Raw genomic sequence first — 12,567 nt, forward strand, 5'->3', positions numbered from 1 at the left:
ACCATGTCCCGACGACTCACCCGCAACACAGACCAGTGACATCAGTTCTCAGACGCCCTCTGAGGGAATCTGATTCCCTCAGGGTTCCCCTCACGGACTTCAGCAAACGGCCACATGGTTACGAATCAGGCATTCCGGCGGCATTGGCGTCCTTTGTGGACGGTCAGCGGCCCGAGGTCACGCGGCTCAAGTTCTTGGCATTGCCTCGCGGCTAGTCACTGCGCCGTCGCTATGCCGACCAACCGGGCCGCGCCGAACGCAAGGGCCAGGTATCCGAGCACCAGCGCCGTCGTCGCGCGGCCGCGGCCCTTGGCGCCGGGTCGGGTCCGGTGCAGCCCGGCATGGCCGAAAACAATCGCGAGCAGGGGCAGCACCACCGGTCCCAGAACCGGGACCGGCTCCCAATAGAGCGCGTCGCCGAAGCCGCGGCTTCGGCTGGGATGGGTCCCGACCACCAAGAGCCAGCTGAGGATGCCGAGCACCAGCGCTGCGGTGGCCGCCTTGGTCGACGGCTGTTCGCTCATGCCGCGAAGCTAGCCAGCCAGCGCGGGACCGGTCCCCGCCGTCGAGCCGAAGCAGCGATGCGGGGCGCTGCGGGAAACCCGGGAACCCGCCAGCCAACCGGTCAGCGGCTCCACTCCTCGACCCGGACCCCCATCAACCCAGCAGCTGCGCGTAGCTCCCTCCGCCGGTCTCCAGGCACCGCGTGCACGTGATTCGCCCCGAAGCGCGACAAGAACGTCTCCGCAGCCACGTCCAGGCGCGCGAACGCATGTGGCCACTCCCGCGTAGATCGCGAGACCAGTTCCTCCGTCGTCCGCTCGTCGTAGTTCTCGAATTCCCCCAGCACCAACTGCATCCGATACTCCCCGTCCAACCGGCTCAACCGCGCCAAGGTCATTCGGCCGGGGGCGGCGATGTGCTGCACCGAAGCACCGCCAGCGGGGAAGAAGAAAACCTCCGGATAAAGGTGCACCTTGGCCAGATTCTCCGCCGGATCCTCGCTCCGCGCGGCAAACCAGGTCGCGTGCTGGCCGGAGTTGCACAGATCCCACACGTCTCGATCCGGGTGGTAGTGCCGGACGTCGGCGAAAAGCACTGGCGTACCGGTGATCCGGTGCATCAGCTGCATGGTCAGCGCACCGTCCATGTCCGACTCGGTCGCAGTGATGTGCACGGCTTTGGGACCGTTCCAGTCATAGGGGTCGTTGAGCAGCGCCTCGGCGACATCGGCGGTCGCGAAGTGTTCAGTCAGCTCCGGTTGTGCTTTGATGCCAGAGAAATCCAGGTGCCGTTCCGCCGCGACATCGCGTACGGCCAGGTACAGGCGGAGTTGGCGTTCCAAGAGTTCCGGAGTGAGTCGATCTCCATCGTAGTGGACGGTGGCGTGTTGTTCCAGCCATTTCCGGCCGTCCGCAACCTCAGAAGAAGAACCGGATTCCGCACGGCGGACCAGTTCGTATTGGTCGATTTCCTCGACGTCCACACCGAATTGGCGCATCCATTGATCGGTGTTGGCCACCGCCGTGTTCATCCCCATCGGCCGCCCGCCGAAGCGGCCGAATGTCGAGCCGCGCAGCGAACCGACGGCCGCGGCGGCACTCGCGTGTGCACCGACTTCGGCGATCAACCCGGGGTCGGAGGGCGCGCCCCACAGGCGGGCGTGCGAACGGCCGATCTGGTCTAGCGCACCGCCGGCGGCGAGCATTCCGACCAAACCCGGCTCGGTCGGGTCGGTGCTCGCGACCAGCAGCAACGGGCCCGGTGTCGCGTCCGCGGCCAGCATGGTGAAGTGCGGGAACGCCCACACGGCGTAGTACAGCACCGTCACGTCCACCGAGCTCGCGGCGACCGAGCGGGCGGCCGCGGTGGCGGTGGTGTTCGTGGCGACCAGTCCCCCGGTGACGACGTCGTGGCCCGCCGCGGTCAGGGCCGCGGTGAAGTCGTCTGCTTTGGACCGGATGAAGCCGGTGTTCCGCCGGTGCACGTGGTCGCGCCCGTCGGATACGGCAAGGACACCGATTCGCGCCATATGTCAGCTCCGGTTCAGCTCGGCGTACACCTGGGCCGCGTTGTCGCGCGTCACCAGGCGGGTGGGCAGGGTCTGCGTCTTGGGTACGGTCTGGCAGTCGACGAGCAGTTTCTTCGCCGCGGCAACGGCTTCCTTGCCGCCAGTCGGGTAGATGAAGGTCGCGGACAAACGCCCGGCTTCTACCGCTTTGATGCCGCCCTCCGGAACCGGGAGGCCGTCGATGCCGACGATCGGCAGGTCCGCGCGGCCCGCGTTCTGCGCGGCGATGCGCGCGCCTTCGGCCATCGGGTCGTTTTCGGAGAACATCGCTTGCGCGTCCGGGTGCGCCTTCAGCAAGGCGTCCGCCTGCTGTTGCCCCTTGTCCCGCAACCAATCCGCGTCCGCGCTGCCCACGACGGTGATGTTGCGGTCGGTGATGCCCTGGTTGAACCCGTCGCTGCGTTCCTTGGCGGGCGTCGACCCGGCTAGACCTTTCACCTCGACGACTTTTCCGCCGTGCGGCAGCAATTTCTCGGCGAAGAACTTGCCCGCTTGGCGGCCGATGTCCACATTGTCCGCGCCGATGAAGGACGTGTATCCGTCGCCGTCCACCTTCCGGTCCAGCACTAGCACTGGAATTCCCTGGTCGTAGGCCTTCTTCACGACGCTGGTGAGCGGCGTCGCCTCGTTCGGGCTGATGATCAGCAGGTCGATTCCCTGAGTGAGGAAAGTGTTGACCTGCTCGACCTGTTTCGCGTTGTCCTGCGCCGCATCCGCGTAACTGACGGTGAATTGCGGCACACCGGCCGCTGCTTTGCGGACGTCGTCGTCCATCCGCACGCGATACGGTTCGGCGAGATTCGCTTGGCTCATCCCGATTTTGTATTTCCCGCTAGGGCCATGGCATTGCTTCGCGGCCGGCGCGGTGCCGGACGAGGCGCCCGGCGCGTTCTCGTGAGTGGTGCCGCAGGCGGTGACGGCCGAGACGAGGGCCAGCCCCGCCAGGACCGCCCCGCCGCGGATGATGCCGGACATCTGCTCCTCTTTTCCCGAACGCCTAGGCCGTGGCCGGGCGCAGCCGCTGCAGGCCCGCGGCGAGCACGATCACCACGCCGACCACGATCAGCTGGACGTTCGAATCGATGTCGTTGAGCTGGAGAATGTTGTCGAGCACGCCGACCAGCAGGGCGCCCGCGACGGTGCCGGACACCGACCCGCGCCCGCCGGACAGGCTGGTCCCGCCGATCACGACGGCCGCGATGGCGTTCAGCTCGTAGCCGGTGCCGTCGTTGGGCCCGCCGAAGTTGTACTGTCCCGCGTGGACGATCCCGGCCAGCGCGGCGAGCAGCCCGCACAAGCCGAAGACCAGCACTTTCACCCGGATCACCGGCACCCCGGACAGCACCGCCGCCTTCTCGTTGCCGCCGATCGCGTACACGTGCCGGGAAAACGCGCTCGCCCGCAGCACGAGCACCGCCAGCGCGGCGACGACCACGAAGAACAGCGCCGGGATCGGGACCACGCCGCCGAACGTCCGCTCGCCGAGCAGCGAGAACGGCACCGGGGCCTGGCCGGGACCGTCGCCGTAGGTGATGGAAACGCCCTCGCCGCCGGACCACATCCGGGCGATCCCGCGGGCGATCTGCATCCCGGCGAGCGTCACGATGAAGGACTGGATCCGGAACCGCGCGCTCGCGATCCCTTGCAGCAGGCCGAAACCGAACCCGAGCGCGAGGATCATCAGCACGCCCGGCACGAGTCCCCAGCCGCCGCTGGTGAGCAGCAGCGCGACGCCGACGCTGGCCAGCCCCATCACCGAGCCCACCGACAGGTCGATACCGCCGACCAGGATCACCAGCGTCATGCCGACCGCGATGATGCCGATCTCGGAGATCGCGCGGACGACGTTGAACAGGTTGCCGCTGCCGAGAAACACCAGCTCCCCGTTGCGGTGCGGGGAAAAGACGATCGCAGCGGCGAAGACCAGCACCAGCCCGAAGACGCTCTGGAACCGGAACACCGCAGCCAGCACGGCGCGCCCCCTCACCGGACGTCTCCCATCGACGCGGCGAGCAGTTCCGCCTCTCCAGCATGAGCCGTGTCCAGTTCGTGCACGCTGCGTCCGCCGCGCAGCACTACCACGCGATCGCACACCCCGACCAGCTCAGCCGGTTCCGACGACGCCAGCAGCACGCCGACGCCGCTCCGCGCGGCCTCGCCGAGCAACCGGTAGATCTCCGCTTTCGCCCCCACGTCCACCCCGCGCGTCGGTTCGTCCAGCAACAGCAACACCGGTTCGGTGAGCAAAGCCCGGCCCAGCAACACTTTCTGCTGATTGCCACCGGACAGCGAACCCACCGGATCGGCGAGCGAACCCAGTTTCACCCCGAGCCGCCCCGCTTCCTCCCCCGCCACCGCACGCTCGCGCCGACCGGGCACGATCCCGAACCGAGCCAGTCGCTCCACAATGGACAGCACGGTGTTCGCCACGACGGAATGCTCCAGCGCCAGCCCCGCGATCCGCCGGTCCTCGGGCACGAACGCGATCCCGGACCGCAGCGATCGACGCGGCGAACGTGGCCGGAAATCCTTGCCACGCAAGACAATCCGCCCGCCCAGCAGCTTGCCCCCGGAAGCCCCGTACAGCGCCTCCAGCAGCTCAGTCCGCCCCGCGCCGAGCAACCCGGCCACACCGACGATCTCCCCGGCCCGCACGGTGAGACTGATCCCGTCCGGCTCCCGCCGCCCGGCACGCGGCCGCACCACGAGATCCTCGACGCGAAGCACATCCTCCTGATCCGGCGAGGACACGCTGTCCGCGCGGAACATCAGGTGCACCGGACGGCCCACCATCGCCTCCGCGGCCCGCTCGGCAGTCAGCTCCGCCGCACTGAACTCCGCGACGACCTCGCCGTTGCGCAGCACCGTCGCGCGGTCCGCGACCCGGCCGATCTCGTCCATCCGGTGCGACACATAGACGATCGCCGCCCCGTCGGCACGCAGCTGGTCGATGACCGTGAACAGCCGCTCCACCTCGCGCGGCGACAGCGCCGACGTCGGTTCGTCCATCAGCAGGATCCGGGCGTCCAGCGACAGCGCTTTCGCGATGGTGACCAGCTGCTGTTCGCCGGTGCGCAGCCGTTCGACCGGCGTGCGCGGATCGAGGTCGACGCCGGAGCGCTCCAGCACCTCGCGCGTGGCCGCGACCATCCGCCGCCGGTCGATCGTGCCGCCGCGGGTGTGCGGTTCGCGGCCGAGGAAGACGTTCTCCGCCACGGAAAGCGCGGGAACGAGGTCCAGTTCCTGGTGGATCATCGCGACCCCGGCGCGGCGCGCGTCGGCCGGACGGGCGAACCGGACCGCCTCCCCCGCGATCCGGATCGCCCCCTCCCCGGCGGCGACCTCCCCGGACAAGATCTTCAGCAGCGTGGACTTGCCTGCCCCGTTCTCGCCGAGCAGTGCGTGCACCTCCCCCTTCGCCGCGGTGAAGTCCACCGCGCCCAGGGCACGCACCCCGCCGTAGGTCTTGCTGACGCCGGCCAGCTCGGCCAGCGCGACGCCGCCGTCGCCCATGCCCCGCCCTCTCGGCCCGCCCCGCGTCGAGAAATCGATTACCCGCACGGTAGGGGCACCCGCGGAGGAGTGTCAAGGGTCACATTTTCCCATTGCCCACGGGGCATCGGCGAAGGTCCGTGAAGGACTCCTCGAGGGAATCAGATTCCTTCAAGGAGCCCTTCACGGACCGTTATGAAGGAGGGCCGCAGCCCGCCAGGTCCCGCGCCTGAACTACGGGTAACCCCTGACCAACCCCCTGGAAACGCCTGGCCGTCCACTTGCCGCCGCCCCTGGCCAACCGGGCGTGATTTGTGGCATACCTCGCGAGAAATCAGGTCCGGACGACGTGACACGAGCCGTTTTTGGCGGGTTCCTACAAACCGGCAGGCGCGGCATGCGTCATCCGCGACATTGGTGTACCCGGCGGTAAGGGAGCAATGTGTAGGACGAAGACAGGCGACGTTCCGGCGGGTCCGGCGTCGCCTGCTGTGCGTGGGTCTGGTTGCGTTCGCTGGGAGGCTTTGTCCGTGTTCAATCGCGTCGCCATCGTCAATCGCGGAGAGGCCGCGATGCGGCTGATCCACGCCGTCCGGGACCTGTCCGCCGAGACCGGGCGACGGATCGAGACGGTCGCGCTCTACACGGACGCGGACGCCACCGCGACTTTCGTCCGCGAAGCCGACGTCGCGTATTCGCTCGGCCCCGCCTCCGCGCGGCCGTATCTCGACCTCGCCAAGCTGGAGAAGGCACTGGTCGAGACCAAGGCCGACGCCGCGTGGGTCGGCTGGGGCTTCGTCGCCGAGGACCCGGCGTTCGCCGAGCTGTGCGAGAAGGTCGGGGTCGCCTTCGTCGGCCCGAGCGCGGACGCGATGCGCAAGCTCGGCGACAAGATCGGCGCGAAGCTGATCGCCGAGGAGGTCGGCGTCCCGGTCGCTCCGTGGAGCGGCGGCGAGGTCGCGACGCTCGAGGAAGCGCTCGCCGCGGGCGACAAGATCGGCTACCCGCTGATGCTCAAGGCCACCGCGGGCGGCGGCGGGCGCGGCATCCGCAAGGTGGAGTCGGCGGGCGACCTCACCGAGGCGTACGAACGCACCAGCCAGGAAGCGCTGCGCGCGTTCGGCAGCGGCGTCGTGTTCCTGGAGCGCCTGGTCACCGGCGCGCGGCACGTCGAGGTCCAGGTGATCTCCGACGGCGAGACCGCGTGGGCGCTCGGCGTCCGCGACTGCTCGGTGCAGCGGCGCAACCAGAAGATCATCGAGGAATCCGCGTCGCCGGTCCTCGGGCCGGACCAGACCGCCGAGCTGAAGGCGTCGGCGGAGCGGCTCGCGGTCGCGGTCGGCTACCGCGGCGCGTGCACCGTCGAATTCCTCTACCACCCCGGCGACCGGATGTTCGCCTTCCTCGAGGTCAACACCCGGCTCCAGGTGGAACACCCGATCACCGAGATCACCACCAGCACCGACCTCGTGCGGCTGCAGCTGCACGTCGCGTCCGGCGGCAAGCTCGAGGGCGAGCAGCCCGCCGAGTCCGGGCACGCCGTCGAGGCGCGGCTCAACGCCGAGGACCCGGACCGCGACTTCGCGCCGTCCCCCGGCCGCATCGCGCGGCTGCTGCTGCCCGCCGGTCCGGGCATCCGGGTGGACACCGGGGTCAGCGAGGGCGACACGATCCCCGCCGACTTCGACTCGATGATCGCCAAGATCATCGCCTACGGCCGCGACCGCGACCAGGCGCTCGCGCGGCTGCGCCGGGCGATGGCCGAGACGTCGGTGCTCATCGAGGGCGGCGCCACCAACAAGAGCTTCGTGCTCGACCTGCTCGACCAGCCCGAGGTGATCGACGCCAGCGCGGACACCGGCTGGATCGACCGCGTCCGCGCCGAAGGCCGTCTCGTCACCACGCGGCATTCCGCGGTCGCGCTCGCCGCCGCGGCGATCGAGGCCTACGAGGACGACGAGGAGGTCGGGCGGCAGCGGCTGCTGTCCACCGCTTTCGGCGGCCGTCCGCAGGTGCGCCACGAAATCCGTCCGCTGGACCTGAAACTGCGCGGTGCCTCGTACCGCGTCACGGTCGCGCGCACCGGACCGAAGCGGTTCCGGATCGGCGTCAGCGGCGGCGGCGACGTGCACCCGGCCGACGTCGAGATCGAGCGCTTCGACGAGTACAGCGGGCAGATCACCGTCAACGGCACGCGGTTCCGGCTCGTCACCGGCACGCACGGGCCGATCCACCTGGTCGAGGTCGACGGTGTCACGCACCGGATCAGCCGCGACGAGGGCGGCGTCGTCCGCTCCCCCGCGCCCGCGCTGGTGGTCGCCACGCCGGTCGCGGTGGACGACGAGATCGAGTCCGGCGCGCCGGTCCTCGTGCTGGAAAGCATGAAGATGGAGACGGTGCTGCGCGCGCCGTTCCGGGCCCGGGTCAAGGAACTCCCGGTGTCGATCGGCAGCCAGGTGGAGACCGGCGCGCCGCTGCTGCGCCTCGAACCGCTCGCCGACGAGGCCGAGGACGAGGCCGCCGCGGAAGCCGAGACCGCCGAGATCGACCTGCCCGCCGAGCAGGACGGCACCAGCGCGGCCGACCTGGTCGAGCGCGGCAGCCAGGACCTGCGCAGCCTGCTGCTCGGCTTCGACGTCGACCCGCACGACCAGGGCCGCGTGCTCAGCGGCTACCTGGCGGCGCGCGCGGAGCTGCCGGCGCGTCCGCTGGAGGGCGAGCTCGGGCTGCTGGGCGTCTTCGCCGATCTGTCCGAGCTGAGCCGGAACAAGCCGGCCGCGGACGATCTCAGCGCGTCGAGCCCGGTGCACAGCGCCCGCGAGTACTTCCACACCTACCTGCAGAGCCTCGACGTCGAGCGCGCCGGGCTGCCGGAGAAATTCCAGGGCAGGCTGCGCCGCGTGCTCGGCCACTACGGCGTCGGCGACCTGGAGCGCACGCCGGAGCTGGAAGAGGCGGTCTTCCGGATTTTCCTTGCCCAGCAACGGTCTTCGAGCGACAGCGCGATCGTTTCCGCGCTGCTGCGGCAGTGGCTTGCCGAGGCCCCGCCCTCGGCCGAGCTGCGCGAAGCGGCCGGGCTCGCGCTGGAGCACCTGGTCTCCGCCACCCAGCTGCGTTTCCCGGCGGTCAGCGACCTCGCCCGCGGCGTGGTGTTCCGCTGGTTCGCACAGCCGCTGCTGCGCCGGGCCCGCGCCGAGGTGTACGCCGAGATCCGCGGCCACCTGCGCTACCTCGACCGCAACCCGGACGCGGCCGACCGCGCCGAGCGGATCTCCGGCATGGTGTCGAGCAACGAGCCGCTGGTGCGGCTGCTCGGCCAGCGGATCGGGCGGCCGGGCGCGGACCCGGCCCCGATGCTCGAGGTGCTGACCCGGCGCTACTACGGCAACAAGGCGCTCACCGACGTGCGCGTGCGCGAGGTCGCGGGCTGCCCGTTCGTCACCGCGGAGCACCCCGAACCGGCGCGCGTCGTCACCACCGCCGTCGACTTCCCGCAGCTGCCGGACGCGATGCGCGCGGTGGCCGAGCTGTCCGCGGACGCCGGCGTGCCGGTCGCCGCGGACGTGTACCTGAAGTGGACCGACCAGCCCGACAGCGACGCGATGGCCGCGAAGCTGGGCGAGATCGTCGCGGCGCAACCGCTTCCGGCCGACGTCGACCGGGTCGTCACCACTGTCGCCGGGGGCGGCGGCGCGGTGATGCACCACCACTTCACCTTCCGCCGGACCGAATCCGGGTTCGAGGAGGACCGGGTGATCCGCGGGCTGCACCCGCGCGTCGCCGAGCGGCTGCAGCTGGAGCGGCTGCAGGAATTCGACCTCACGCGGCTGCCGTCGGCGGACGAAGAGGTGTACCTGTTCACCGGCACCGCGCGGGCGAACCCGGCCGACGAGCGGCTGATCGCGATGGCGCAGGTCCGCGACCTCACCCCGCTGCGCGAGGCGGACGGCAGGCTCGTGTCGCTGCCCTCGGCCGAGGACACGCTCGCCGCGTGCCTCGACGCGGTCCGCAACGCGCAGGCGCGGCGTCCGGCGAAGAACCGGTTCGACACCAACCGGATCGTCATCTACGTGTGGCCGCCGAGCGACCTGACGATGGACGAGCTGAACCTGCTCGCCCGCCGCGTGCTGCCGACCACCGCGGGCGCGGGCCTGGAGGAGATCCAGTTCCTGGCGCGGCAGCGGAACGCCGGAACCGGCGAGCTGACCGACATCGCGGTGACGGTCCGCAACGAGGTCGGCGCGGGTGTGCGGCTGTCGGTCGAGGCTCCGAGCACCGGACCGGTGCAGCCGCTGGACGACTACCGGCAGAAGGTGCTGCGCGCGGCGCGCCGCGACACGGTGTACCCGTACGAACTCACCGAACTGCTGGCAGGCGGCGGCTCCTTCGCGGAGCACGACCTCGACGACCGCGGCGTTCTGGTCCCGGTCGACCGGCCGCGCGGGCAGAACAAGGCCGGTCTCGTGGCCGGTGTCGTCAGCACGCCGACCGACCGCGTGCCCGAGGGCGTCAAGCGCGTGGTGCTGCTGGGCGACCCGACAAAGTCGCTCGGCGCGCTGGCCGAACCGGAGTGCACGCGGGTCATCGCGGCGCTGAACCTGGCCCAGGAGCTGCGGGTTCCGGTCGAGTGGTTCGCGCTGTCGTCCGGCGCGCGGATCTCGATGGAGTCCGGCACCGAGAACATGGACTGGGTCGCGGCCGCGCTGAAGCGGATCGTGGAGTTCACCCAGGACGGCGGCGAGATCAACATCGTGGTCGCCGGGATCACCGTCGGCGCGCAGCCGTACTGGAACGCCGAGGCCACGATGCTCATGCACACCAAGGGCATCCTGGTGATGACGCCGGATTCGGCGATGGTGCTGACCGGCAAGCAGTCGCTGGACTTCTCCGGCGGCGTGTCGGCCGAGGACAACTTCGGCATCGGCGGCTACGACCGCGTGATGGGCCCGAACGGGCAGGCGCAGTACTGGGCGCCGAACCTCGCCGGGGCGCGCGACGTGCTGATGGCGCACTACTCGCACACCTACGTCGTGCCGGGCGAAGCGGGCCCGCGCCAGGCGGTCACCACCGACCCGGCGGGCCGCGACGTGTCGGACTACCCGCACGCCGTCGTCGGCAGCGATTTCGCCACGGTGGGCCAGATCTTCTCCGCCGAGCACAACCCGGACCGCAAGAAGCCGTTCGACATCCGCACGGTGATGCGCGCGCTGTCGGATCAGGACCACCCGGTGCTGGAACGCTGGGCGGGCATGGCGGACGCGGACACCGCCGCGGTGCAGGACGTGCACATCGGCGGCCGTCCGGTCTGCCTGCTGGGCATCGAGTCGCGTTCGGTGCCGCGCCGCGGCTTCCCCCCCACCGACGGCCCGGACACGTTCACCGCGGGCACGCTGTTCCCGAAGTCGTCGAAGAAGGCGGCCCGCGCGATCAACGCGGCGAGCGGCAACCGTCCGCTGGTGGTGCTGGCGAACCTGTCCGGCTTCGACGGCTCGCCGGAGTCGATGAAGAAGCTGCAGCTGGAATACGGGGCCGAGATCGGCCGCGCGATCGTGAACTTCGAGGGTCCGATCGTGTTCACGGTGATCTCGCGCTACCACGGCGGGGCGTTCGTGGTGTTCTCGAAGGCGCTGAACCCGAACATGACGGTGCTGGCGCTGGAGGGCTCGTTCGCCTCTGTGCTGGGCGGCGCTCCGGCGGCTGCGGTGGTGTTCGCGGGTGAGGTCAAGACGCGGACGGCGAATGACCCGCGGGTGGCTGAGCTGCAGAAACGGCTCGGCGAGCTGAGCGGGGCCGAGCGGGCTGCTTGTGCGGCGGAGCTGGCTGAGGTTACGTCTTCGGTGCGGGCCGAGAAGTTGGGCGAGGTGGCTTCGGAGTTCGACCGGGTGCACAGCATCCAGCGGGCGGTCGAGGTCGGGTCGGTGGACGCGATCGTGAGTACTGCGCAGCTTCGGCCGCGGATCATCGAGGCGATCGAGCACGGGCTGAAGGGCTGACGGGAGGGGCTCGTGAATGCTGGCGCCGGTGAGAACCGGCATAGGCACTCACGAGCCCAGCCAAGGCCAGGGCGGCTCGCTTTGCGGAGCGGGCAGCGGGGTGTCGTGAGGGTTCGTCCCGGTTCTTGCCGTGATCAGCACTCACGAGGCCACGGTGATTCCCCGGATCGTCTTCACCTCGCCCAGCAGCGCCGAGGTCACCTTGACCGAATACCCGTCCAGCGCGTAACGCCGCTCCCCCACGTGCAGGTGCACCGGCGTGTTTCCCTGGTGCGCCAGCAAAGTCTGCTTGAGTTCCAGCACCACCGGCAGCGTCACCTTCTCCGCCCGCGTGTGCAGCACCAGCGGCGTTTCCCCGAGTTCCGTCAGGTCGAGCGGCGCCAGATCCGCCCCGAAGACCGACATTTTGTCCTCCCGCCAGTTCACCCGGCCCTTCACCAGCACCGCGTTGTCCTCCACCAGATCTGCCGCGCACAACGCGTACGACTTGGCGAAGAACAACACCTCCAGCGACGCGTCCAAATCCTCGACCGTGCAGATGGCCCACGGTTCGCCCTTTTTGTTCACCCGTCGCTCCAGCGAAGTGATCAATCCGGCGACGACGAGTTCGCCCTCTTTCGGCGGGTTGTCGATGATTGCCGCGATCGTGCGGGGCGCGTGTTTGCGGAGGACACCCTCGGCGCCGTCCAGCGGATGGGCTGAAACATAGAGGCCGAGCATGTCCCGTTCGTGCGCCAGCAATTGCTTGCGCGGCCACTCCTCAGCGGTGAATTTCACATGCGCCAAGGGCGACGAAGCCAGTTCTTTGTTTTCTCCGCCGAAGAGGTCGAATTGGCCCATCGCTTCCTGGCGCTTGAGCGGGACGACGGCTTCCACCGCGTCCTCGTGCACCTGGATCATCGACAGCCGCGTGTGGCCCATCGAATCGAACGCGCCCGCCTTGATCAGCGACTCGATCACCCGCTTGTTGCAGGCCACCAGCTCCGACTTGTCCAGGAACTCGGTGAACGA

At 69.7% G+C, this 12,567-nt stretch carries 7 protein-coding genes; 1 reads left to right on the top strand and 6 read right to left on the bottom strand.

All coding sequences use genetic code 11. The annotated features are described in order from the left end of the window. Positions 1 to 215 precede the first annotated feature (215 nt). The 5 genes from ABZX37_RS48140 to ABZX37_RS48160 all read right to left on the bottom strand — a co-directional run bounded on the left by ABZX37_RS48140 (position 216) and on the right by ABZX37_RS48160 (position 5,584). Positions 216 to 524 carry a DUF4190 domain-containing protein gene (locus ABZX37_RS48140; protein ID WP_354751055.1) on the bottom strand — a complete coding sequence of 103 codons (309 nt, stop codon included), beginning with the start codon at positions 522 to 524 and terminating at the stop codon, positions 216 to 218. Between the two features lie 101 nt (positions 525 to 625). Beyond that, a complete protein-coding gene (locus ABZX37_RS48145; protein ID WP_354751056.1) occupies positions 626 to 2,032 on the bottom strand; it encodes an L-fucose/L-arabinose isomerase family protein in 1,407 nt (468 codons plus the stop codon). A 3-nt stretch (positions 2,033 to 2,035) separates the two neighbouring features. Next, the gene (locus ABZX37_RS48150) at positions 2,036 to 3,046 is read right to left on the bottom strand and encodes a substrate-binding domain-containing protein (protein ID WP_354751057.1); all 1,011 of its coding nucleotides are present in this window, start codon (positions 3,044 to 3,046) and stop codon (positions 2,036 to 2,038) included. 22 nt (positions 3,047 to 3,068) lie between these two features. Beyond that, a complete protein-coding gene (locus ABZX37_RS48155) occupies positions 3,069 to 4,058 on the bottom strand; it encodes an ABC transporter permease (protein WP_354751058.1) in 990 nt (329 codons plus the stop codon). Then, positions 4,055 to 5,584: a sugar ABC transporter ATP-binding protein gene (locus tag ABZX37_RS48160; protein WP_354751059.1), complete on the bottom strand. Its 1,530-nt coding sequence runs from the start codon at positions 5,582 to 5,584 to the stop codon at positions 4,055 to 4,057. Before ABZX37_RS48160 ends, ABZX37_RS48155 begins: the two co-directional genes overlap by 4 nt. Before the next feature lie 509 nt (positions 5,585 to 6,093). Between ABZX37_RS48160 and ABZX37_RS48165 the strand changes: the two genes are divergently transcribed. Next, positions 6,094 to 11,556 (top strand): biotin carboxylase N-terminal domain-containing protein, encoded by a 5,463-nt coding sequence (locus ABZX37_RS48165; RefSeq protein ID WP_354751060.1) that lies wholly within the window; start codon positions 6,094 to 6,096, stop codon positions 11,554 to 11,556. A gap of 141 nt (positions 11,557 to 11,697) precedes the next feature. On the opposite strand, the gene ABZX37_RS48170 is transcribed toward ABZX37_RS48165, so the two are convergent. Further along, on the bottom strand, positions 11,698 to 12,567 hold an 870-nt coding region (locus ABZX37_RS48170; protein WP_354751061.1), incomplete at its 5' end, for an OB-fold nucleic acid binding domain-containing protein.

This window comes from Amycolatopsis sp. NPDC004079 (genome assembly GCF_040610415.1).
Lineage (GTDB): Bacteria > Actinomycetota > Actinomycetes > Mycobacteriales > Pseudonocardiaceae > Amycolatopsis > Amycolatopsis halotolerans.